Annotated in this window: 21 protein-coding genes, 1 pseudogene and 1 riboswitch; of the genes and pseudogenes, 9 read left to right on the top strand and 13 right to left on the bottom strand. The window is 39.4% G+C overall.

Annotated features, from left to right (window positions below; all coding sequences use genetic code 11):
• The first annotated feature begins 57 nt into the window (after positions 1 to 57).
• From DBO93_RS11000 to DBO93_RS10990, 3 genes are all read left to right on the top strand, one after another.
• Entirely contained in the window at positions 58 to 363 is a 306-nt protein-coding gene (locus DBO93_RS11000; protein ID WP_108456386.1) for a YcgL domain-containing protein, read from the top strand.
• Between the two features lie 68 nt (positions 364 to 431).
• Positions 432 to 1418, top strand: a complete 987-nt coding sequence (locus DBO93_RS10995; protein WP_108457814.1) for a lytic murein transglycosylase — start codon at positions 432 to 434, stop codon at positions 1416 to 1418.
• 57 nt (positions 1419 to 1475) lie between these two features.
• A complete protein-coding gene (locus DBO93_RS10990) occupies positions 1476 to 2024 on the top strand; it encodes a YcgN family cysteine cluster protein (RefSeq protein ID WP_108456385.1) in 549 nt (182 codons plus the stop codon).
• 90 nt (positions 2025 to 2114) lie between these two features.
• On the opposite strand, the gene DBO93_RS10985 is transcribed toward DBO93_RS10990, so the two are convergent.
• Both DBO93_RS10985 and DBO93_RS10980 read right to left on the bottom strand, forming a co-directional pair.
• Complete coding sequence (locus DBO93_RS10985; RefSeq protein WP_108456384.1) at positions 2115 to 2516, bottom strand: hypothetical protein; 402 nt, start codon at positions 2514 to 2516, stop codon at positions 2115 to 2117.
• A gap of 199 nt (positions 2517 to 2715) precedes the next feature.
• On the bottom strand, positions 2716 to 3237 hold the full coding sequence (locus DBO93_RS10980) for a gamma carbonic anhydrase family protein (protein ID WP_108456383.1): 522 nt from the start codon (positions 3235 to 3237) through the stop codon (positions 2716 to 2718).
• Between the two features lie 285 nt (positions 3238 to 3522).
• On the opposite strand from DBO93_RS10980, the gene DBO93_RS10975 reads away from it, so the two are divergent.
• The 5 genes from DBO93_RS10975 (at position 3523) to DBO93_RS10955 (ending at position 10430) form a co-directional block, all read left to right on the top strand.
• On the top strand, positions 3523 to 5061 hold the full coding sequence (locus tag DBO93_RS10975; protein ID WP_108456382.1) for a Re/Si-specific NAD(P)(+) transhydrogenase subunit alpha: 1539 nt from the start codon (positions 3523 to 3525) through the stop codon (positions 5059 to 5061).
• Between the two features lie 11 nt (positions 5062 to 5072).
• Positions 5073 to 6476 carry a Re/Si-specific NAD(P)(+) transhydrogenase subunit beta gene (pntB, locus tag DBO93_RS10970; protein ID WP_108456381.1) on the top strand — a complete coding sequence of 468 codons (1404 nt, stop codon included), beginning with the start codon at positions 5073 to 5075 and terminating at the stop codon, positions 6474 to 6476.
• 378 nt (positions 6477 to 6854) lie between these two features.
• A complete protein-coding gene (locus DBO93_RS10965; protein WP_239058969.1) occupies positions 6855 to 8291 on the top strand; it encodes an alanine/glycine:cation symporter family protein in 1437 nt (478 codons plus the stop codon).
• Between the two features lie 126 nt (positions 8292 to 8417).
• Positions 8418 to 9758 carry a DEAD/DEAH box helicase gene (locus DBO93_RS10960; RefSeq protein ID WP_108456380.1) on the top strand — a complete coding sequence of 447 codons (1341 nt, stop codon included), beginning with the start codon at positions 8418 to 8420 and terminating at the stop codon, positions 9756 to 9758.
• 33 nt (positions 9759 to 9791) lie between these two features.
• Entirely contained in the window at positions 9792 to 10430 is a 639-nt protein-coding gene (locus DBO93_RS10955; protein ID WP_108456379.1) for a hypothetical protein, read from the top strand.
• A 133-nt stretch (positions 10431 to 10563) separates the two neighbouring features.
• On the opposite strand, the gene DBO93_RS10950 is transcribed toward DBO93_RS10955, so the two are convergent.
• On the bottom strand, positions 10564 to 11460 hold the full coding sequence (locus DBO93_RS10950; RefSeq protein WP_108456378.1) for a GGDEF domain-containing protein: 897 nt from the start codon (positions 11458 to 11460) through the stop codon (positions 10564 to 10566).
• 319 nt (positions 11461 to 11779) lie between these two features.
• Between DBO93_RS10950 and DBO93_RS10945 the strand changes: the two genes are divergently transcribed.
• Positions 11780 to 13747, top strand: coding sequence for a monovalent cation:proton antiporter family protein (locus DBO93_RS10945; protein ID WP_108456377.1), 1968 nt, complete (start codon positions 11780 to 11782; stop codon positions 13745 to 13747).
• Between the two features lie 164 nt (positions 13748 to 13911).
• On the opposite strand, the pseudogene DBO93_RS10940 reads toward DBO93_RS10945, so the two are convergent.
• The 10 genes and pseudogenes from DBO93_RS10940 to DBO93_RS10895 all read right to left on the bottom strand — a co-directional run bounded on the left by DBO93_RS10940 (position 13912) and on the right by DBO93_RS10895 (position 24850).
• A pseudogene (locus DBO93_RS10940) lies at positions 13912 to 15062 on the bottom strand (patatin-like phospholipase family protein).
• A gap of 201 nt (positions 15063 to 15263) precedes the next feature.
• Entirely contained in the window at positions 15264 to 15623 is a 360-nt protein-coding gene (locus DBO93_RS10935) for a DUF3718 domain-containing protein (protein ID WP_108456376.1), read from the bottom strand.
• 66 nt (positions 15624 to 15689) lie between these two features.
• Positions 15690 to 15783, bottom strand: a riboswitch (cyclic di-GMP riboswitch).
• A 168-nt stretch (positions 15784 to 15951) separates the two neighbouring features.
• Positions 15952 to 16608, bottom strand: a complete 657-nt coding sequence (locus DBO93_RS10930) for a 3-oxoacid CoA-transferase subunit B (protein ID WP_108456375.1) — start codon at positions 16606 to 16608, stop codon at positions 15952 to 15954.
• Positions 16609 to 16621: 13 nt separating this feature from the next.
• On the bottom strand, positions 16622 to 17320 hold the full coding sequence (locus DBO93_RS10925; protein WP_108456374.1) for a CoA transferase subunit A: 699 nt from the start codon (positions 17318 to 17320) through the stop codon (positions 16622 to 16624).
• Positions 17321 to 17453: 133 nt separating this feature from the next.
• Entirely contained in the window at positions 17454 to 18383 is a 930-nt protein-coding gene (locus tag DBO93_RS10920) for a hydroxymethylglutaryl-CoA lyase (protein WP_108456373.1), read from the bottom strand.
• Positions 18383 to 20395 (bottom strand): acetyl/propionyl/methylcrotonyl-CoA carboxylase subunit alpha, encoded by a 2013-nt coding sequence (locus tag DBO93_RS10915; RefSeq protein ID WP_108456372.1) that lies wholly within the window; start codon positions 20393 to 20395, stop codon positions 18383 to 18385. Before DBO93_RS10915 ends, DBO93_RS10920 begins: the two co-directional genes overlap by 1 nt.
• Before the next feature lie 5 nt (positions 20396 to 20400).
• Positions 20401 to 21255 carry an enoyl-CoA hydratase/isomerase family protein gene (locus DBO93_RS10910; RefSeq protein WP_108456371.1) on the bottom strand — a complete coding sequence of 285 codons (855 nt, stop codon included), beginning with the start codon at positions 21253 to 21255 and terminating at the stop codon, positions 20401 to 20403.
• Between the two features lie 12 nt (positions 21256 to 21267).
• Entirely contained in the window at positions 21268 to 22875 is a 1608-nt protein-coding gene (locus DBO93_RS10905; protein ID WP_108456370.1) for a carboxyl transferase domain-containing protein, read from the bottom strand.
• Between the two features lie 338 nt (positions 22876 to 23213).
• Positions 23214 to 24383 carry an isovaleryl-CoA dehydrogenase gene (locus DBO93_RS10900; protein ID WP_108456369.1) on the bottom strand — a complete coding sequence of 390 codons (1170 nt, stop codon included), beginning with the start codon at positions 24381 to 24383 and terminating at the stop codon, positions 23214 to 23216.
• A gap of 77 nt (positions 24384 to 24460) precedes the next feature.
• On the bottom strand, positions 24461 to 24850 hold the full coding sequence (locus tag DBO93_RS10895; protein WP_108456368.1) for a MerR family DNA-binding transcriptional regulator: 390 nt from the start codon (positions 24848 to 24850) through the stop codon (positions 24461 to 24463).
• Positions 24851 to 24972 lie beyond the last annotated feature (122 nt).

Raw genomic sequence — 24972 nt, 5'->3', positions numbered from 1 at the left:
AGTTGTTGAAAACAATCTTAACAACACCCGAAACCCCTTTAATCATAGGTCTGCATCATGTTGTGTAGTGTTTATAAAAGTTCTAAAAAAGTACAAACTTATCTTTATGTAAATAACAGAGATGACTTTTCTGATGTACCTGAAGCGCTAATGAAAATGTTTGGTACGCCTGTGATGGTAACGGTGCTGAATCTTTCATCAAAAGTTAAATTGGGTTTTGCTGATTTAGAAAAAGTAAAAACAAGTTTAGCTGACCAAGGTTATTATCTGCAGTTAACACCGCAAGAAGAAGACATGCTAAAAGGCCACAAGGCCAGCATGAATAGTGCGGGTGCCAATAAAAGCGAAGGAGAAATATCATAATGCGCTATACCCATTCAGTAAATATCATCGTACTTTCATTATGTTTCGCGCTATTTTCTCAAATAACGATGGCTAATGACAAAAAAACAACATCAGAGGCTAAACCTAGCTTCGAACAATATATTATTAAGTTAAAGCAAGAAGCCATTGCAAAGGGTTATGATCAAACGTTAATTGACGATTCATTCGCTAATGTTATTTTTCATCAACGAGCAGTAAAAGCTGATCGTAATCAACCAGAAACAGTTGAAACACTCGACACCTATTTGCCAAAACGTGTACCTGATTGGAAAATAAAACGTGCTAGAGCAAAATATAAAGAGCATGAAGCACTACTGAAAAATATAGCTGCAGAATATGGCGTGCAACCACGGTTTATCATTGCGCTTTGGGGGCTAGAAACAAATTTTGGCAAAATTATGGGCAACTATAATGTTATTTCTGCGTTATCAACCATGGCCTATGAAGGACGCCGCGAAGCATTTTTTAAAAAGCAGCTATGGGCCGCGTTACAAATATTAAAAGAAGGCCATATTGATATAGCGAATATGAAAGGCTCATGGGCTGGCGCTATGGGACAAAATCAATTTATGCCTACTTCTTTTGTTGGTTATGCTGTTGACGGTGATGGTGACGGAAAAAAAGATATTTGGGGTAATCAAGCCGATGTTTTTGCTTCTATGGCCAATTACCTGAAAAAAGAAGGCTGGAGTGACGAAATAACATGGGGACGTCAGGTTAAACTCCCGAGCGATTTTGATACCTCATTAGCGATACCCAATAATACCGGTGGTCGTAAGAACTGGTTAAAAGCTTGGGCTAAAACCGAAAAAACCTTAGCTCAGTGGCAAGATCTAGGCATTCGACGCACCGATGGTAGTAATCTACCAAAGGTTGATGTTAAAGCGGCATTGGTATTTCCTGATGGTGTTAAAGGGCGTGCGTATTTAGCTTACAATAACTATAAAAGTTTAATGCATTGGAATTTATCTTATTACTTTGTAAGCTCGGTTGGGCATTTATCTGATCACATTAAATTTCCGCCTATTCAGTAATAATTTATCGTCATCTAAATTAAGTAATTATCACAATAAACAGTCATAAGTAGCCATATGAGTAAAAACAATAATCGTTCGAGTGCAAAGTCAAAAAAAGTGGTTGTTGAACGCTTTTGGGAAACTAAATCATTAAATGAAATGTCTCGTACTGAGTGGGAATCATTATGTGATGGTTGTGCTAAATGTTGTCTGAATAAGTTTATTGATGACGATAGCACCACCGATGAAACTGAGCTGATGCCAACCACGCATATTGCTGAAGGTGAGCAAATGAGCTACTCGAACATTGCTTGTCATTTACTCAACGATAAAACCTGTCAGTGTTCTAAGTACGAACAACGAACCGTGCTGGTACCCGATTGTGTGCAGTTAACACAAGAGAACTTGGATGATGTGTTTTTTATGCCGCCAAGTTGTACTTATCGACGCTTAAAAGAGGGCAGAGGTATGCCGTCTTGGCACCCGTTATTGCACAATGGCAAAAAATCAGCCATGCACCAAGCCGGTATGTCAGTGCGTGGTAAAATTATCAAAGATAACGACGTTGAGTTAGACGATTTTGAAGACTATATCGTGTTGTGGCCACTGAACGATATTGATTAAGGTGGCAGTAAAATTTACAGCACTATTATGGCGATAGTATTATCTTATTAAGAAGATAAACTAAAAATACTAATGACCTTTCATTTTAGTTTATTGACTTGCACCAGTTTTTCTAAAAAACAACAGATTAAATAACTCTTTTACACTGATGGTTAGCAACCAATAACTTGAACGCTTTGGTGCTTTTATCTTTGTTGATGTTTTTTTTGTTCTCAAATGATTTTTATCTGAAGATATTTTAGCTTTTTCTGCTATTTTAATATTATCTCTTCGCTCTTGTGCAATATTGGCACGTTCGGTAAAACGTTGTCTAGATTCTGCAGACATGCTTGATAAGAAACTGGCACTTGTTGCGCTTTTTCCTTTAACTTTTGTTCTTGGCTTTGGTGAACTACACATATAAACCTCAAAATTAGCTTTAATTAACGGTGCAAAACTTATAATCGCACTAAAAAACGTAACATTTAATGAAGGTATATTTTTAATCTTCATCAATGGTCTGTATATATAGACCAGACAGTTAACGAAAAAATTCGCATATTAGCCATTAAAGTCGTATTAAAAACAAGAGAGACTTACTCTGTATATTGATATCGATTACAAGTGAGCTCTTAGCGAGGAAGGTAATTGTCTGAACTTTTTAGCTTTAACACTTTAACAATTAAATAAATTCAGACAAAAAATATTGAAGCTAATCTACTTGCTGTAATTCTTTTAAATAGCGTTCGCCATTTTCAACATAGTGCATAGCAGATTTTGTAAACATTTCGCGGGTTGACTCATCAAGTGGTTTAATAATTTTAGCTGGAGAGCCTATAACAAGGTGTCCGTCTGGTACTTGCATATTCTCAGTGACTAAACTGTTCGCGCCTATTAAACAATTTTTGCCAATATTAGCACCGTTGAGTACAACAGCATTCATACCAATTAATGTATTATCTCCAATAGTGCAGCCATGTAGCATAACTTTATGGCCTACGGTGACCTTATTTCCAATCGTCATTGGATATTGAGCATCAACATGCAAAATGGAACCGTCTTGAATATTAGTATGCTCACCAATGTTAATACTGGCGACATCGGCGCGAATGACCACATTAAACCAAATACTGGTGTGCTCACCTAAAGTAACGTCTGCGATAAGTGTGGCATTGGGGGCAATAAAGTTACTTTCATTTACGTTGGGGACTAAATCAGCTAAACGATAAATCATCTATTGTTCCTTACATTAAATTTGTCTCTTCATATTAATCTATTTATATCTCAGAGCAAACTAGACCTTAGGGCTATACCCGATAAAACTATAAACGCTAACATATACTGAAAATAAATAAGCTTGATGTATGAAAATTAAACAATTAATGGTAAAACATTAATCTAGTTAGTAATAATAATAATTTTTAACGTTCAATCGAATCAAATTCTCACAAGTAGCTCAACAGAAGTTAGTTAAATATTGGGTTACTTAGCAAGGGTTTAGATGAAATAAAGGTGATTTATGATTATTGGTATACCCAAAGAAGCATTATCAGGTGAGAACCGAGTCGCTAGCGCGCCAACCGCGGTAGTTTCATTGCTCAAGCTCGGCTTTGAAGTGCAAATACAAAAAGGTTGTGGCACAAAAGCAAGCTTTACAGATCAAGAGTTTATTGACGCAGGTGCAAGTGTCGCGACTAAAAAAACTGTTTGGCAATCCGATATAATATTTAAAGTAAATCCTCCCACTATTGAAGAAATAGCGACCATGAAGGACGGTGCATATTTAATTGGTTTTATTGCACCAGCTCAAAATGAAGATATTTTGAATGCGCTAAAAGAAAAGTCAATTACGTCGTTAGCGATGGAAATGGTGCCAAGAATGACCCGCAGCCAATCAATGGATGCATTAAGTTCAATGGCTAACATTGCCGGTTATCGTGCCGTTATTGAAGCAACTCATCATTTTGGACGATTTTTAACAGGTCAAATAACCGCTGCAGGTAAAATGCCACCAGCAAAAGTTATGATTATTGGTGCTGGTGTTGCGGGCTTAGCAGCCATAGGTACAGCGAGTAGTTTAGGGGCGATTGTTCGAGCGTTTGATACTCGCCCTGAAGTAAAAGAGCAAATAGAAAGTATGGGCGCTGAGTTTCTAGAGCTTGACTACGAAGAACCAGAAGATACTGGCTCAGGCGATGGTTATGCAAAAGAAATGAGCAAAGCCTTTATCGATGCTGAAATGGCATTGTTTGCCGCACAAGCAAAAGATGTTGATATTATTATTACCACCGCGATGATCCCCGGTAAACCTGCCCCTAAGCTTATTACAGCGGCAATGGTTGAATCGATGAAAACCGGTAGTATTATTGTAGATTTAGCCGCTGCGGGTGGTGGCAACTGTGAATTAACTGAAGCGGGTAAAGTGGTTAATGCCAATGGCGTAAAAATAATAGGTTACACCGATTTAGTATCTCGCTTACCTAACCAGTCGTCACAACTCTATGCCAATAACTTAGTCAGTTTGACAAAACTGTTGTGTAAAGAAAAAGACGGTACGCTTAATATTGATTTTGACGATGTCGTTATTCGTAACATGACCGTGGTTAATCAAAACGAAATTACTTTCCCACCACCGCCAATACAGGTGAGTGCGGCTCCAGCTAAACCTAAAGTAGCACCAGTTAAAGCTGCTGAAGTGAAAGTTGAAAAACCCATGAGTCCCACTAAAAAATACGGCATGATGGCAGCTGGCGCATTACTGTTTGGCTGGGTTGCTAGTGTTGCCCCTGCTGATTTTCTGTCGCATTTTACCGTGTTTGTTTTAGCCTGTGTTATTGGTTACAACGTGGTGTGGAATGTTAGTCATTCGCTGCATACACCATTGATGAGTGTAACCAATGCCATTTCGGGCATTATTATCGTTGGCGCAATTTTACAAGTGGGTAATAGTAGCCCGTTAATTCAATTGCTCGCCGGTGTCGCAATACTTATTGCCACTATCAACATTGTTGGTGGCTTTGTTGTCACTAAACGTATGTTAAAAATGTTTAGAAAATAAGGGACACTGTAATGGAATTTTCTCAAGGTTTTATCAGTGCAGCGTATATTGTTGCCGCGTTATTATTTATTTTTAGTTTAGCTGGATTAAGTAAGCAGCAAACCGCTGAAACAGGCAATTGGTATGGCATTGTCGGTATGGCTATCGCACTTATTGCCACCATTGCTGATCCTCGTGTTGACAACGTTTGGATTATTTTAGTCACTATGGTGGTGGGTGCCATTATCGGCTTGAAGCTCGCTAAACAAGTTGAAATGACTCAAATGCCAGAACTTGTCGCTATTTTGCATAGTTTTGTGGGTTTAGCTGCAGTAATGGTTGGCTTTAACAGCTACTTTGAAATGGATCATTCATTAACTGCTACGTTCACCGAGAGCCAACTAATGGCTGTTAACATTCATTTAGTTGAAGTTTTTCTAGGTGTGTTTATTGGCGCTGTAACCTTTACTGGTTCAATTGTTGCGTTTGGTAAATTGCGCGGTGTTATTAACTCAGCTGCATTAATGTTGCCTCATCGTCATAAATTGAATTTTGCTGCTGTCTTGTTATCTTTTATGCTCTTAATCAGTTTTGTTGAGCAAGGTGGTGGTGATAGCACATTATATTTTATGGCCTTAATTGCTTTAGTGTTTGGTTGGCATTTAGTTGCATCAATTGGTGGTGCAGATATGCCCGTGGTTGTTTCAATGCTTAACTCTTATTCAGGTTGGGCCGCTGCCGCTGCTGGTTTTATGCTAAATAATGATTTATTGATTGTTACTGGCGCATTAGTTGGTTCTTCAGGGGCAATTCTTTCTTACATTATGTGTAAAGCGATGAACCGTTCTTTTATCAGTGTTATTGCCGGCGGATTTGGTACCAATGTTGTTATCGACACCGACACTGATTATGGCGACCATGTTGAAATTAATGCAGAATCAGTAGCTGATATGTTAAACGGAGCAAAGTCAGTTATTATTACTCCAGGTTACGGTATGGCTGTAGCGCAAGCGCAGTATCCTGTATATAAATTGACTCAAGCACTAAAAGATAAAGGCATTGAGGTTCGCTTTGCTATTCATCCAGTAGCAGGGCGCTTACCTGGCCATATGAACGTACTGCTAGCTGAAGCAAAAGTGCCTTACGATATAGTATTGGGCATGGAAGAAATTAACGATGACTTTCCTAAAACTGATGTTGTGTTAGTTATTGGGGCGAACGATACAGTTAACCCAGCCGCAGCTGAAGATCCTACCAGCCCCATAGCAGGTATGCCTGTATTAGAAGTATGGCATGCGAAAAACGTGGTTGTATTTAAACGCTCAATGAATACGGGTTATGCTGGAGTGCAAAATCCATTATTCTTTAAAGACAATACACAAATGTTGTTCGGTGATGCGAAGGAAAGTATTGAGCAAATATTTAAATATTTCTAATATTTTCCTTTAAATATCAAGTGGTTATTAATGTGAAGAGTTCAACGGTAAAAGGTTCTACGGTAAGAGGTTTTTGGTGATGCTAAAGACTCTGTTGAAGAGATTTTTAAAGCATTATAACTTGCTGGCTTAATGCCAAGTTAGATAGCTGAAATTGCATATTAAATAGCCGACACCTGTTGTCGGCTTTTTTAATTCCAACATTTAACTGCTTGGCTTCGTTTAATAAGCATTACTCATCACGCATTGCTATTGATTTTATTCGCTATTTCTTCTCTATTTCTTCGCTAATTCGGATAAAAATTACATATAAGGTAAATAATTTTGTTAAAGTACTGAAGATAAGAATTATTAGCATTTAACCCTTCGGAGAGTAACGTGGTAGAAGCCAGTATAATTGAACCCAGCATCATTGAATTGTGGGTCGGAACTATTAACGGTTACTTGTGGGGTAGTATTTTAATTTACTTACTGAGTGCCTGTGGGATCTGGTTTACCTTTCGATTGAAAGGTTTACAAATCACCCGTTTTTTTCATATGTTTACCATTTTAAAAACCAGTCGTAAAAGCTCAAGCCAAGGTATTTCTTCTTTCCAAGCACTTTGTACTTCTTTAGCGGCGCGTGTAGGTACCGGTAATTTAATGGGGGTGGCAGTCGCTATTTCATTAGGCGGTGCTGGCGCAGTTTTTTGGATGTGGTTAATTGCCTTAGTTGGCATGGCAACGGCATTTGCTGAAAGCACTTTAGGTCAGCTCTATAAAGAACGTGATAGCAAGGGCAACTTCCGTGGGGGTCCAGCTTATTATATGAGTAAAGGCTTAAAAAATAGAAAATTAGCGATAACTTTTTCGCTGTGTTTGTTTTTTGGTTATGGTTTTGTCTTTAGTGCAGTACAAGCAAACTCTATTACTAGTGCCTTTAATGGTTCGTATGGTTTTGACCCTCTTTATACGGGGATAGTAATTACTATTCTTGCCGGTTTTATTATTTTTGGCGGACTAAAAAATATTGCCCGCTTTGCTGAACTCACAGTGCCTTTTATGGGCTTGCTTTATTTACTGGTGTGTTTTGCGGTTATTTGGATAAACATTGAAAGAGTTCCTATGGTTATTAGCGATATTTTTGCTTCTGCTTTAGGATTAAAAGAAGCAGGTAGTGGTCTTGTGGGGGCTGCAATTGTGCAAGGTGTTAAGCGTGGCTTGTATTCAAATGAAGCCGGTATGGGTAGTGCACCTAATGCCGCGGCGGCAGCTGAACCTTATCCTCCACATCCGGTTTCTCAAGGCTATATTCAGATGCTAGCGGTGTTTTTTGATACCATTGTTATCTGTTCTTGTACGGCAATTTTGATCTTACTATTTAAAGATACCGGTGGTGAAGCACAAGGTATTCAATTAACTCAACAAGCACTTGCTTATCAAGTGGGCTCTTGGGGCAGCGACTTCATTACTCTTGCTATTTTGTTGTTTGCTTTTACCTCTATCGTGGCAAATTTTGCCTATGCTGATAATAATTTAAAATATTTGAATATGGATAACGTCATCGGTCGTTGGTTTTTACGTATTGGTTTTTTACTGATGTTAGTGTTTGGCTCCGTAGCTACGTTACCTGAAGTTATCGCTTTAGCAGATTTATCTACCGGCTTAATGACCATATTTAATGTCACGGCGTTGTTTATGCTTTCTAAAGTGGTGGTTAAAATAACTAAAGACTACCATAGCCAACAAGACAAAGGCTTGTTACCAACATATGAAGCTGATGAAGCTGAAGAAAAGCGCTTAAATTTAACCAAAGGCATCTGGCTTAAAAAGTAGGATTAACACGCTTAATATTTAATACAAGCAACTGTTACCAAAGCTGCTATAATGCGCGCCTTAATATTTTGGCGCAATACTTTTAGTTATGCGCGTTGTTTACGATAATACAGAAATGGTGATGTAATGAGTGTGGATTCAATAGGTTTATCGGCTAACTTACTTAAAGCGGTAAAAGCCTGCGGGTATAAAAATTTAACCCCGATTCAACAAATAGCTATTCCTGTTATTCGTACCGGTGTTGATGTTTTAGCAAGTGCTCAAACAGGTACTGGTAAAACAGCCGCTTTTACTTTGCCGATTCTTGATAGTTTAGCAAATAAAGTTAAGCCAAACGCAGATGGCTTTGACACTGCCACCACGATTAAGGCCCTTATTTTAACGCCAACTCGTGAGCTAGCAGCACAAGTTGAAAAAAATGTTAAAGCCTACAGCGAATTTTTGCCGTTACGCTCTGGTGCTATTTTCGGTGGTGTAAATATGCCTCCTCAAACTAAAATGCTTAAAAGTGGCGTTGATGTATTAGTTGCAACACCTGGTCGTTTAATTGAACACCTTGAACAACGCAACTTGGATTTATCGCAAGTACAGTACTTGGTATTAGATGAAGCCGATCGTATGTTAGATATGGGCTTTTATAACGATATTGAACGCATTGTGGCAATGATCAAAGCCAAGCATCAAACCTTGATGTTTTCGGCTACTTTTTCGAATAAAGTTAAAACATTAGCAAAAAAAGTACTTAAAACACCAAAAACTATTGAAGTTGCGCGTCAAAACTCTACTTCAGGCAAAGTAAAACAGTCAGTATATTGGGTTTCTGAAACCCGTAAAGCTGAACTATTGTCTGAACTTATTGGCGTTAATAACTGGCAGCAAGTGTTAGTATTTGCTGGTACTAAAGAAAGCGCTAACATTTTAGCGGCAGAATTAAAGCTCGACGGGATAAAAACCGCTTTATGTCATGGCGATAAAACCCAAGGTGCCCGTAATAAAGCACTTGAGCAATTTGTTGATGGCAGTGTTCGTGTATTAGTCGCCACTGATGTTGCTGCTCGCGGACTCGATATTGCGAACTTACCTTACGTGGTTAACTTCCATTTACCTTTCCTACCAGAAGATTATGTTCACCGTATCGGTCGCACAGGTCGAGCAGGTAAGTCAGGTACGGCTATATCATTAGTAAGTCCTAAAGATGAGCAATTTCTTGATAATATTGAAGCATTAATCGAGCGTAAATTCGAGCGTATAGTGGTCCCTGGTTACGAGTTAGACAGACCTTTACCAGCACACTATGATGCTAAAGATGATGCGCCTTTAAAGAAAAGTCGTTATAAAGCCACGCAAGAGAAAAATCAGTTAATTGCGCGCAAAAAAGCTGATGCAACACCTGCAGCCCAACGCAGAGCAAAAGCAAACAAGAAAAATAAGCCGGTAAGTAAAACAGTTAACAAAAAACGTAAATAGTCAGTTAATCTATTATAAACGCTGAAGTTACTTATGTTTGATGATACTTATATCGACGTCCCTTTTAATTTTCGACACCACTGTTGGTTCTGTTCAGAGCCAGCAGGGCATTCTTTTACCTTCCCACATTCAGCCCATTTGGTTTTCGATTGTCCGCACGAAGCACTGACTATACCCAGTTGTTTAGAATGTTCACGTGCGGCAAACAAAGCCGAAGTTCGTTCAATTTGGCAAGTTGAAGAAAGTGTTAAAGTATATTTGATTAACAAATATCGCAAAGACTTAGCAATAGGCCTTAACTGGACAGAAGAGTCTTTAGCTAATTCTGGCTTTGAAGGTGGCAGTTTTGCTGGTTTTCAAAAGAGTGCTTGGTTTATGTATCAAGTAGCAAAAGATAGAGTTAATTTTCGAGGCTGGCCGCTAGTGCTTAATGGTGTTGAATTAATTAACGAAGACGTTGACAGAGAATTTTGCTTTGACGGGGTCAGTTATCCCAATATTGACCAAGCTATTGAGCACTATAGTCTTAATTTTAATTTAGACGCTGATTTTCTTCGCCGAGTACTGGCAAAAATTGGTCTACAATACTTTGCAAAGGCGGTAAGATTTTGCCGCTTGTATGTAGGTGCAACGCCGAGTGAAAAATCACAAGCGTTACGAGAGTTCAGTTAACACTCACTTTTCTGTCATATTTAAGCAAAGTCAGAGGTAAATTGATAACTATCTGGGTATTAATGGCGTTTTGTTAAAGAGCTGCTTCATTGTGCTGCTATTTAACTCATTTGATTAGCTTACCTCAACGTTATCAACTTTGAGAAACAATACTTAACTTTTGTGGAATAGCCCTTTTTTGTGAATATAGAGCATTATCTGCTCGTTTAAAAAAGCTTGTCGCATTATCAGCTCTATTCATGAAAGCTAATCCTAAACTACTGGTAACATTGTACTTTGCTAACAAAGCATCACGCGATATGGCATGATAAATTCTCTGCTCTATAACAGCAAGTGACTGTTCAGTTGCATCTGCTACTATGATTGCAAACTCATCACCACCAAAGCGGAAAACAGAGTCAGTATCACGAACACTTTGACGTAATGCCTCAGCAAACTGTATTAATACATTGTCGCCTATATCGTGACCATAGTTATCATTAATTGCTTTAAACTTGTTGAGATCACTCAAAATTAACCCTGCACGTGTATGTCGACGACAGGCTTGTGCCATGGTACGTTTAATTTGTTCGTCAAAACTACGTCGGTTTCCTAATTGCGTTAAGCTGTCTTGCATCGCCAACTGCATAGCTTGGTAGTACTGAACGGCATTATTTAGTGGGTTAATCAATAAGTCATGTAACTCAGTTAACACTTTAAAGTTGGCGATACTAATCGGCATATTAACAGCGTAAGTAATAATGCCAAAAAACTGACCATTAAGTTTTAACTCAAATTGGCGCTCAGATTTTGCTTGCCTGCTGCCTCTAGCGGTCGCACTTATATCGGCATGCTTGAAATACAGGCCACTAAAATCAAGATACTTGGCTACTTCTATCGCAAAAATGTTGATCAGCTGCTTAACATCTAATGTAGTTTGTAACTGCTCAAGCAAGGCCAAATTACGTTGGCTTTGTTGTTCACTGTGTTGAAATAACGTGAAGGCATTAAATTTTGAGTTAGGGTGATTAACAACATTGACTGTTCGCATAGTTTTTCCCAGCTAATTTTGACGTTTAAACTTTCTGCGTTAACTAAAGCAATAATCATACCTAATATAAAAATGTTGTTAATATTACTTGCGAGCTTAATTAATTACCTCTAATAAACACGCTATACCGCAAGCTTAAAATAATGGAGTATATTGGGGGACTGTAAGTTAAGTCGTCGTTTTTAAGCGCTTTTTCCTAACCTAAATATAAATAATTTAGACAAAAGGGTATCTAGAAGGCTACACTGATATCACTGTAATCATTCATCAACCAGTAAAAATTCACCATTATCTGTTCATCGCTCTGTAAGGAATACATGTGACAAGCCACCTTGAATTACTCGCCATATTATCTAGTGCTGTACTTATAGTCTGGCTATTTCGTCGCTTGCAATTGCCTGCCATATTAGCTTACTTAGTGGCTGGGGTTTTGGTCGGTGAACATGGCCTAGCCTTAGCTCAAGAACATGTAGATTATGAACATTTTGCAGAGCTTGGTATCGTATTTTTGTTATTTACCCTCGGGCTTGAATTCTCATTACCTAAATTACTGGCCATGCGGCATTTAGTGGTTACCGTGGGGAGCTTACAAGTTATTATTTCCCTTGTGCTCTTTATGTTAGTGGCTATGTTTTTTGGTCAAAGTTTTGCTGCGGCCATAACCATAGGCGGTATTTTAGCGCTATCTTCAACGGCAATCGTTATACGGCAATTAAGTGAAAGTGGCGGTATGAAGAAAAAGTCAGGGCAATTATCAGTCGCTGTTTTGCTGTTTCAAGATGTTGCCGTTGTGCCTTTGTTAATTGTTATTCCATTATTAGCCCAAGGTGGCGACTCTTCTTTTATCATGGCGCTACTTTTTGCTTTGGTTAAAGGCGTTTTCGTCGTTTCATTGTTATTATTTGCTGGTAAATGGTTACTGCCAAGACTATTCAACTTAGTGGCGCAAGTTAGAACCGATGAATTATTTGTACTAACAACACTACTGGTAACCCTAGTCGCTTCTGCATTAACGCAATGGTTTGGACTTTCTATGGCCTTGGGTGCATTTTTAGCCGGGATGATGCTTGGTGAAAGCCAATATAAACATCAGCTTGAAGCCGATATTAGGCCATATCGCGATATACTGCTTGGTTTGTTTTTTGTGACTGTTGGTATGAAGCTCAACGTTGGTGTGGTTTTTTCTTCACCTTTGATTATTATTTCGCTATTAATTTGCTTTATGGTAGTAAAAATATTGGTGGTTGTTTTACTAGCAAAGCGGGCTGGAGAGTCATCAAAAGATGCTTGGGCTGCCGGTATTATGTTGGCGCAAATGGGCGAATTTGGTTTTGTGTTAATTGCCTTAGCGAGTCAGGTAGAAGTATTACCAGATACAACCGCATCAATTCTATTAGGCACGGGAGTGTTGAGTATGGCAATTACGCCATACATGATAAACCATGCAAGAACTTGGGCACTTTGGCTTAGCAAAGAAAAGCAGCTAGATACGAAAGCATTAGAAGAGTTACCTCAAAATACTTCATTACATGATCACGTTATTATTTGTGGTTTTGGCCGAATTGGACAAACGGTTAGTCGATTTTTAAAGCAAGAATCTATTGATTTTGTTGCCATTGATATCGACCCATTAAGAACAACAAAAGCACGAGAGGCCGGCGAAAATGTACTTTTTGGTTCATCACGTCAGGCTGAGTTATTACATGCGGCAAAACTATCAAAAGCTAAGCTTGTTGTTATTGCCTTTGGTGAAGACAAACAATCGCTCGATGTTATTCAAAAAGTACGCGCTTTAGCGCCAGATGTGCCTATTTTAGTTCGAACTCGAAATGATGATCAATTAGACGAGTTACATGCTGCAGGTGCAAACGAAGTAGTGCCAGAGAGCTTAGAAGGCAGCTTAATGTTAGTTTCACAAGTACTGTCATTATCTGGCGTACCTTTTTCAAGAATTGTTCGCCGTGTGCAAAAAGAACGTAAGAATCATTACAACCATTTGCATGGCTTCTTTCAAGGTGAACATACCGATATGAGCCCAGATGCGATTGATCGTATCGAGTTTGCTCATGCGATAATTTTGGTCGACGACTCGTTTGCTACCGGTAAATCTATTCGGTCATTAAAATTAGATGAAAGTCGCGTATTTGTTATAGCGCTTAGACGAAACAATATTGAAAGTGAAGAGCCAGATTTAGATACAATACTTTTAGCACAAGACACCTTGATTGTTCGAGGTAAGCCCCGTCGTGTAGAACGCGCTGAACGTTTTGTGCAAGAAGGGCATTAACAATCTACATAAACGTTAACTCACTTTAATCGTTAATGTTTAGCTTCGTTCTCTTTTTAACTTTGCAGAGATTAAGGCGAGTGACGTCAACAGCATATTATAGGTTAGAGAGGTGCAGTCGAAAATCGAACTAATACTAAAAGGAACTACATCGACTAGCTTTATTAGATGTTAAGGAATTGACGTATCTTAGTTTCTTGTTCGAGCGCATCGTTAAAACCTAGTTTTATTAATTCTTTACAGTAGGTTTTCTCAAATAATAAATAGCTAAGCAAACTTGATTCTGCATCATTGCTTATGCCAATTCCGCGCAATAATAACCGAATCGACATAGGCAGTTTATCGTAATGCTTAACGGCAATACTGTTAAAGTTATGGCTAGGGTTTATAACATAAGATTCAATGGTTTTTAAACCTGAGGTATTTCTTTTAGTTTCGTCGGGTATTAAAGACAAGGTATGGTTAACTCGTTCCATACGCTCTATATCACTTTGTAAAGTATCTGAAAAAACAGAATCGAGTAAATGCCCTGCAATTGAAGCTGTGGTTGGCGGATGAGGGTTATTCTCTTGTGCGTGTATAGGCTCTTTGGGTTGTTCTACACCCACAATAAATATTTTATCAGCACCTAAATGAATAGCAGGGCTTAAGGGGATAGTTGATGTACTGAACCATCACCCAAATGATGATTTTTTACTTTTTCAGACGGAAACACAAGCGGAATGGCAGCAGATGCCATTAAGTGTTGGCTGTTTAATTGTGTTGGCTCACCACGTCGCTTAGATCTAAACCATGGTGAAATAGAGTCTTCTGATTGAAAAAAACTAATAGAATCGCCGCTTGAGTAACTTGATGCAGTAACCGATACAGCAGAAAGGTAACGGCGTCTAATGTTTGTATCGATTCGGCTAAAATCTACAACGGTTTCTAGTAGTTGCCTTAGCGGTGCGTTGTTTAATAAACTGCGAGCACTTTTATTGGCATAATCTGCTTGGAATCCACCCAAAAAACCACCAATTATGTGGCTAGATACACGCATAGGATCGGTATGATAAATTCTGCATGGATCTAAGTTATTCCAAACCCACTCTAATTTTTTTACCGCTAATTGGAAACATGAAGCATAGCAAGCGAGTGCAGTTGAGTTTATAGCGCCTGCTGAAGTACCACAAATAATTGGAAAAGGCACTCCGTGAGTACGTGGCATAAACTTCGCTATTGCAGATAAAACACCCACTTGATAGGCTGCTCGAGCACCACCACCGGTTAATACTAGGGCATTATTACTGTCTATATAGCTGCGTTTATTGCTCATTCATGAAACCGATTTTTATTAATAGAAAATATTGACGTGATTTTAGTCAGTTTTCGCTAGCGTTACTAGCTGAAATTAGTTTTTGGTGATTTTCAGGTGAAAAAAAGGCCAGCTAAAGCTGACCTTTTTAATGACACAGAATTATTAACTAATAAAACATAGAACTTACGATAAGTTAAACGCCTATAAGAAAATAAATATCTAACTGCTAACGCGTTCGTTTGCAGCGTCGATTAATGGTTGCGATCCATTTTGAATAAGCGCTAAGTTAGCTGAAATCGTTTTCTTTGGTAATTTACTAATCATCAAAGAGCCGGTTTTAACTGAACCTTTAGTAGCTGCGAATTCTAACAAGTTTTGACCGTTACACATAATACCTGAGAAGATATTACGAATTTTTAATTTATTCGTCTTTAAGAATGAACGCATACGTTTCTTGTCGTCAGCAGCAACATACTCACAAACACTTTGTGCTACGTTAGCAGCTTGTGCTTTCGGGGCGGATACAATAGACGTCATCGTTAAAGCAGTAATGGTTGTAACTAGTAATAATTTTTTCATTTTAATAACCTTTATAATTATAAATTAGAGTTAGTAAAAGAAAAAACCACAGGATGTACCTAATAACACGGTAACTCCGCTGTCATAGATAAACGTTATGTTTATCCTTAGACCGGTGGTTTTGCGTAACACGTTTTCGCGTGTTTTGCCTTTTCTTTGTCAATTTCAGTATCCCTAAAATCTTAACCAATTGCAACCTAAGTGTAACTTTTTGTACAAAAAAAGTAAGGTTTTTAATGATAATATAGCCATTTGAAATAAAACTTTGGGAATAAAAAAGGGGCTGATGCCCCTAGTTATGTTATTGATTTAGTTGCAAGTATAATTTTTACAATTGCATCTCAGGTACTTCACCTTCAACAACAAGTTCACCGTCAGTTAATGAAATTATCTCTTCAACAGATACACCAGGTGCACGTTCTAATAGGTAAAACTTACCATTTTTAATTTCTATAAAAGCAAGGTCAGTTAACACCTTTTTAATGCAACCTTTACCTGTTAACGGCAGGGTACAATTACTCAATAATTTAGAAACACCGTGTTTTGAAGCGTGGGTCATGGTAACTATAATATTATCAGCACCGGCAACAAGGTCCATCGCGCCGCCCATGCCTTTAATTAACTTGCCTGGGATCATATATGAAGCAATGTTGCCGTTTACATCAACTTCAAATGCGCCTAAAACAGTTAAATCGACATGGCCGCCGCGGATCATGGCGAATGATTCAGCGGAGTCAAAAATAGAGGCGCCTTTTGCCATGGTTACTGTTTGTTTGCCTGCATTAATTAAATCAGCGTCAATTTCATCTTCAGTGGGGAATTGTCCCATGCCAAGTAAACCATTTTCCGATTGCAGCATAACTTCCATGCCTTCAGGAACATAGTTTGCCACCAGTGTTGGAATACCTATGCCTAAGTTTACGTAGTATCCATCTTGTAGTTCTTGTGCAACGCGCTGTGCTAGTTGCTCTCTTGATAAAGCCATAAATTACTCCTTACTAACTGCGAATTGTGCGCTGTTCAATGCGTTTTTCGAATGTGCCCAAAATTAAGCGGTTTACATAAATACCCGGTGTGTGGATTTGATCTGGGTCTAACTCGCCCGGTTCAACTATTTCTTCCACTTCTACCACGGTTATTTTGCCAGCTGTTGCCGCCATCGGGTTAAAGTTACGCGCAGTTTTTCTAAACACTAAATTACCATAACGATCAGCTTTCCATGCTTTTACAATCGCAAAGTCACCTTTAATTGCCGGTTCTAAAATATAATGTCTACCGTCAAATTCACGTTCTTCTTTGCCTTCAGCTACAGGAGTTCCGTAACCTGTAGCAGTGAAAAAAGCGGGAATACCAGCACCACCAGCACGCATTTTTTCTGCTAGTGTACCTTGTGGTGTTAATTCAACGTCGAGTTCACCATTCATCATTTGGCGTTCAAATTCGGCATTTTCACCAACATAAGAGGCAATGATTTTTTTGATTTGACGGTCAGGAAGTAAAATACCAAGACCAAAATCGTCAACGCCGCAATTATTTGATACTACGGTTAAACCTTTGGTACCTTTGCGTTTAATTTCATTAATTAAGTTTTCTGGAATACCACATAAACCAAAGCCACCTGCAATAACGGTCATATTGTCTTCAAGACCTTCCATTGCTTCTTCATAGCTTGACACTACTTTGTCAAATCCTGCCATTGTTTGATCCTCAATAAAAATTGTTGTCTTTATTCTTGTTGGCTAACTCATCTAATATTTTCATAAATGAATTAGCAAAATTACTTTTAGTTTTACTTAAGTGCTCAATCTAGCGCAGAAACAAATTAACGTGCTATTTAGCACGATATGCCACCGAAACTTTCGATATGGGGGCTTTACCTAACTTGTCGCTAATAAACCAACCCGCGTTGAGCAATTTGTCGAAATCAATATTGGTTGTTATGCCTAAGCCGTTAAGCATGTACAACACGTCTTCAGTCGCAACATTACCTGATGCACCTTTAGCATATGGGCAACCACCTAGTCCTGCAATAGCACTATCGACTACCTTTACACCCGCGTGTAATGCGGTGTAAATATTGGTTAACGCTTGACCGTATGTATCATGGAAGTGTACGGCTAATTTTTCAACCGGTACCTTAGTACTAACCACACGTAACATTTCACTTACGCTGGCCGGTGTACCAACACCAATAGTGTCGCCAAGTGAAATTTCGTAACAACCCATTTGGTATAGCTTCTCGGCAACTTTGGCAACTTGCTCAGGTGCTATTTCGCCATCGTAAGGACAGCCCACTACACAAGAAACATAACCACGAACGGGAATATTAGCTGCCTTGGCGGCCAGCATAATAGGTTCGAAGCGCTGTAAGCTTTCGTCGATTGAGCAATTAATGTTTTTTTGACTGAAGGCTTCAGAGGCTGCGCCAAAAATAGCCACTTCATTAGCATTAACAGCCATGGCGGCTTCAAAGCCTTTCATGTTAGGTGTAAGTGCCGCATACGTAACACCTTTTTTACGATTAATGCCGTTAAAAACATCGCTAGACGTTGCCATTTGTGGCACCCATTTAGGTGAGACAAAACTGCCACTTTCAATGTAGCTAACACCTGCATCGGCTAATTGTTCAATTAATTCGATTTTATCTTCGGCGCTGATTTGCACTTTTTCATTTTGCAGGCCATCACGTGGACCAACTTCGACAATTTTAACTGACGTTGGTAACGACCTTTGTTGTGTAGGTTTAAATACAGCGCTCATTATTCGTCCTCAGCAGTAAAGGCGACTAATTCAGCGCCACCGTCAACCATATCACCATCGTTATAATAAATAGCATCTATAACACCGTTGCTTGGAGCACGAATGGTATGTTCCATTTTCATCGCTTCCATGATCATTAATGGTTGGTCAGCAATAACACTGTCGCCAGCTTTAATTAATACCGACACCATAGTGCCATTCATCGGAGCGACTAAACCACCGTGGTTATCATCGCTACTATTATCGCCACAATCAGGCAATATATGCGTGAAGTTAAACACGCCATTTTGAAGATAAAGGCTAATTTGGTTAGCATGTTGTGCAATGGTTGCATGGCTGCGATAACCGTCAATACTGACGTGCAATGTATCGTTTTCTATACGACCTTGGCAATCAACAGTTTTGCCATCAACGGTAATTAAATAATAGCTACCACTGCCTTGGCGTTTCTGCTCAACAACAATAGGGTATTCGGTGCCATTATGAGCCAATACGATATGATGAATATTGGCTTCATTTAAGCGCCATGCATTGGTCATATTCCAAGGAGAAAATGGGTCGTTAGTTTTCGCCGCTTTTACTTGCGCTTGTTGTGCTTGCGATAACACTAAATACAATGCAGCCATTGGTAATTCGCCAGCAAGGGCTTGCTCATCTTCATGAAATATTAATGCTTGGTTTTTCTCGATAAAACCGGTATCAATTTCGGCGTTAACAAACGGAGCAGACGTTGCTAAGTTGTAGAGAAAATCAATATTGGTGGTAACACCACTGATACGGTATTCAGATAAGGCTTTTGCCATGCGCTGCAAAGCTTTTTCACGGTTTTCGTCCCAAACAATTAACTTTGCAATCATTGGATCGTAAAACACGCTAACTTCGTCACCTTGGCGAACACCCGTATCTACACGAACAAATTCACTTTCTACTGGAGGTTGTAAAAACTCTAATGTGCCGGTTGCAGGTAAAAAGTCGTTGTTTGGGTCTTCAGCATAAATTCGCGCTTCAAAAGCATGACCGTTAATTTTTAGTTCATGTTGAGCTTTAGGTAATACTTCGCCTGCCGCTACGCGCAGTTGCCATTCTACTAAGTCTTGTCCGGTAATTAATTCAGTAACAGGGTGTTCTACTTGTAAGCGGGTGTTCATTTCCATAAAGTAAAATGAACCGTCAATATCCAGTAAAAATTCAACTGTACCTGCACCTTGGTAACCAATGGCTTGAGCTGACTTAATTGCAGACTCACCCATTTGTGCACGTAGCTCTTCGCTCATGCTAAAGGCAGGGGCTTCTTCAATTACTTTTTGATGACGACGTTGTACTGAACAATCACGTTCAAACAAGTAAACGGCATTTTGATGATTATCACAAAATACTTGTATTTCTACATGACGAGGCTGGGTTAAGTATTTTTCAACCAACATGGTATCGTCGCCAAACGATGATTTTGCTTCGCGCTTAGCAGCAGCAAAGCCTTCAGAAAACTCACTTTCGTTCCATACTTGGCGCATACCTTTACCGCCGCCACCTGCGGTAGCTTTTAGTAATACCGGATAGCCCATATCGTCAGCGGCTTTTTTGATAACAGCTTCAGATTGGTCGTCACCATGGTAGCCAGGTACTAAAGGTACGTTTGCTTTTTCCATGATATTTTTAGCCGCAGACTTAGAGCCCATCGCTTCAATGGCTGCTACAGGAGGGCCAATAAAGGTAATTCCTTCTTTAGCACACATACGACAAAATTCAGCGTTTTCAGAGAGAAAACCATAACCTGGGTGAATAGCTTGTGCACCTGTGCGCTTAGCTGCTTCAATGACTTTTTCAGATAATAAGTAACTTTCACGTGATGGTGAACCACCGATGTGAATAGCTTCATCAGCCATATTTACGTGCAGTGAGTCAGCATCAGCATCAGAATAAACCGCAACGGTTAATATACCCATTTTTCGTGCAGTTTTAATAACACGACAGGCGATTTCACCACGGTTGGCAATTAGTATTTTAGTAAACATGAGTATTATCCTTCGCCTTTATTTGTTGATGTTGCTAAGTTGTTTGGCGCGGATTGCCATGTAGGCTGGCGCTTTTCAAAAAATGCCGTAAGGCCTTCTTGACCTTCTGCTGATACGCGAATGGCAGCAATACGCTCACTGGTATTTTTTATTAATGCTTCGTCAATATCTTGGTAAGCAACATCGAGTGTTAATTGTTTTGCTTGTCGCACGGCTGATGGCCCGTTAGCCAATAAGGTATTTACCATGGCAGTAACGGCGGTATCTAACCCTGATAACGGATAAATTTCATCAACTAAACCTAGTTGCTGGGCTTTATCAGCAAAAAATCGCTCAGCAGTTTGAAAATAACGTCGGCTCGCTTTTTGGCCGATGACATTAACCACATAAGGGCTGATAGTTGCTGGAATTAAACCTAGCTTTACTTCACTCAAACAAAAGCTAGCTTTATCACTGGCGAGCACAATATCGCAACAACTGGCTAGCCCAACGGCACCACCAAAAGCAGCACCTTGCACTTTAGCTATGGTAGGTTGTGGGAGAAAATTTAGATTTTTTAGCATTTGCGCAAGGGCGTTAGCGTCTGACAAGTTCTCTTCATAAGAGTAAGATGCCATGCGCTTCATCCAGCTTAAATCTGCGCCTGCAGAGAAGCTTTTACCTGTTGATGCTAGCACCATGATATTAATATCATCACATTGTGCTATTGCTTTAAATAGTTGGTTTAGGGCGTAAATAATAGTGTCGTCAAACGCATTATGTTTATCGGCATTATTTAAGGTCACGGTGGCAACACCACGACTGTCAACGCTGAACAGTACTAATTCGCTAGAACTTTTTATATCGGTATGTGAAAACATATGTAAATACCCCTACATTCTAAATAGACCAAACTTGGTCTCTTTAATAGGTTTGTTTAATGATGCTGAAATAGCTAAACCAAGTACTTGACGAGTATCTGCTGGGTCGATTACGCCGTCATCCCATAAACGGGCAGACGCGTAATATGGATGACCTTGGTGTTCGTAATCATCAATAATCGGTTGTTTGAAGTTTGCTTCTTCTTCAGCACTCCATTGTTCGCCAAGTTTTTCTTTTTGATCACGCTTAACTTGTGCTAAAACGCCAGCGGCTTGCTCGCCACCCATGACTGATATACGTGAGTTTGGCCACATAAATAGAAAACGTGGGTCGTAAGCACGGCCACACATGCCGTAGTTACCTGCTCCAAAACTACCACCAATTAAAATAGTAAATTTTGGTACTTGCGCGGTGGCAACAGCGGTTACCATTTTTGCGCCGTGTTTTGCGATACCGCCAGCTTCATATTGCTGACCCACCATAAAGCCAGTAATGTTTTGCAAAAACACCAGTGGAATTTTTCGTTGTGCACAAAGCTCGATAAAATGAGCGCCTTTTTGCGCTGACTCACCAAATAATATGCCATTGTTAGCAACAATACCGACAGGATAACCGTAGATATGAGCGAACCCACAAACTAAGGTTGTACCGTAAAGCGCTTTAAATTCGTCGAATTCACTACCGTCTACAACACGGGCGATAATTTCACGAACATCAAATGGCTGACGCGCATCTTTTGGTACGATACCGTAAACTTCGTCGGTGGCATAAGCCGGTTCAACCACTTCTTTAATTGCCATTTGCACGGGTTTAACACGGTTTAAGTTACCGATAGCGCTGCGAGCAATTTCTAAGGCGTGATGATCATTTTGTGCCATGTGGTCGGCAACACCTGAGGTACGACAATGAACATCTGCACCACCTAAATCTTCAGCACTCACCACTTCACCGGTTGCCGCTTTAACTAATGGCGGACCCGCTAAGAAGATAGTGCCTTGTTCTTTAACGATAATAGACTCATCAGCCATGGCAGGCACATAAGCACCGCCTGCGGTACAAGAACCCATAACTACGGCAATTTGTGGAATGCTTTGCGCCGACATATTGGCTTGATTGAAAAAGATACGTCCAAAATGTTCTTTATCAGGAAAAACGTCATCTTGGTTAGGTAAGTTTGCACCGCCTGAATCTACCAGATAGATACAAGGTAAATTGTTTTCTTGTGCAATAGTTTGCGCGCGTAAATGCTTTTTAACCGTTAATGGGAAATACGTGCCACCTTTTACCGTTGCGTCGTTGGCAACAATAATACATTCTTGGCCACCAACGCGGCCAATGCCTGTGATAATACCGGCAGCAGGTACGTTATCTTCATAAACTTGATAGGCGGCTAATTGTGATAATTCAAGAAAGGCCGAGCCGGGGTCTAGTAGGGCGTAAACTCGATCTCTAGGTAAAAGCTTTCCACGCGATAAATGACGTTCGCGGCTACGTTCACCGCCTCCGAGTTTTATTGCCTCTAGCTTTATTTTTAAATCATCAACTTGCACTTGCATATGAGCAGCATTTTCGATGAATTCAGGGCTGCGGGGATTAATTTTCGATATTATCTTAGCCACGGTATAACCTTTTATTGTTAAACGCTGTGTAATGCGTTCTGTTAATCTTTTGCTTCGTCAGAGCATATTAATATTGTTGTCGATTCACTGATTTTAACTTCAGCACTTAGTTTAGTATTTAATTCTCTACTTATATTAGTCAGCTAATTAAGTACTTAGTGCGATATTTCATTAGTCATAAGTGTTCAATAGCAATAGTCACTGAAGGACTTTTTGTATAAAAATTTAACTTTGATCGAAGCCAATGAAGCGAGCTCTCGGAAAATACTACGCATAGTTGTCCGCGTAAGTATTTTGCACCGAGAAGTCGCGCTCATTGGCAATGAGAAAAAGTTAAATTAAACTGATTCGTTGAACAATTCACGGCCAATTAACATGCGGCGAATTTCTGATGTACCTGCGCCAATTTCATATAACTTAGCATCACGTAATAAACGACCTGCAGGGAACTCGTTGATGTAACCGTTACCACCAAGTAATTGAATCGCATCTAGTGCCATTTTTGTTGCTAATTCAGCAGAGTATAAGATGACACCTGCAGCATCTTTACGTGTTGTTTCACCGCGATCGGCTGCCATAGCACATAAATATGCATAAGATTTTGCTGCATTCATTTGCGTGTACATGTCAGCAATTTTGCCTTGAATTAATTGAAATTCACCTATGGCTTGGCCAAATTGTTTTCTGTCGTGAATGTAAGGTACAACTAAGTCCATACAAGCATCCATAATACCTAGAGGACCGCCAGTTAATACCAAACGCTCGTAATCTAAGCCTGACATTAATACGCGCACGCCTTTGCCTTCTTCACCTAAAATGTTTTCAGCAGGTACTTCACAATCTTGGAAAACTAATTCACAAGTGTTTGAGCCACGCATACCTAATTTATCGAGTTTTTGATGACGTGAAAAACCTGGGTAGTCACGTTCAACGATAAAGGCGGTAATGCCTTTTGAACCCGCGCTAGTATCGGTTTTTGCATAAATAATAAATACATTGGCGTCAGGACCGTTAGTGATCCACATTTTGTTGCCATTTAGAATGTACTTGTCGCCTTGCTTTTTAGCCGAAAGTTTCATGCTAACCACATCAGAACCAGCATTAGGCTCAGACATCGCAAGTGCGCCAATATGTTCACCGGTACAAAGTTTAGGTAAGTACTTTTCTTTTTGCTCATGGCTACCGTTTTTGTTTAATTGGTTTAAACATAGGTTAGACATAGCGCCGTAACTTAAACCTACAGAAGCAGAAGCACGTGAAATTTCTTGCATAGCAACCATGTGCTCTAAGTAGCCTAAACCAGAACCACCATATTGCTCATCAACCGTCATACCTAATAAACCTAAATCGCCAAACTTGCGCCATAAGTCGTTAGGAAATTCATTATCAATATCTATTTGAGCTGCACGCGGCGCAATTTCGTCACGAGCAAAAGCGTTTACCGTATCGCGGATCATGTCAACGGTTTCACCTAAGTTAAAATTCATTGATGAGAAAGTAGAAATCATAGTATTACCTTTAATAATTATTTATCGTGTTAACGCATTGTAGCTGGCGCCAGTTGTTACTCGTTTTTAGCTTGTTACTAATCAATTGACGCAAGTGCATTTTGACAGTTAGTTTCTAAGCCGGTTAGTTCAATCAACACCGCTTGAATATCTTCTAACTGTTGATTTAAGTCATTCTTTTTATTTGAAATTAAGTCCATAATTGTTTTTAATTGCGTTGCGCTAGATTTATCGGCATCGTAAAGCTCAAACAAACGACCGGTTTCGGCAAGTGAAAAACCTAAGCGTTTACCACGTAGAATTAACTTTAGTCGAACTCTGTCTCTTTGGTTGTATATTCTTGTTTGTCCTTTACGAGTCGGAAGTATTAGGCCCTGATCTTCGTAAAAACGGATACTACGAGTAGTAATATCAAACTCTCTCGCTAACTCACCAATAGAGTAGGTGACGGGGGTAATATCGCTCATTGTTATTGCTCGAAGTTAATTTGGTTTTTATCTATGCAACACCTTACAATAAGTTTACGTTAACGTAAAGTGTAACTTTGTGTGATTTTATATATTTTATTGCCACTAAAGCACCTACAAAA

The organism is Colwellia sp. Arc7-D (genome assembly GCF_003061515.1).
Lineage (GTDB): Bacteria > Pseudomonadota > Gammaproteobacteria > Enterobacterales > Alteromonadaceae > Cognaticolwellia.
Note: the sequence above shows the minus strand (reverse complement) of the source record. Positions and strands in the feature narration are given on the sequence as shown.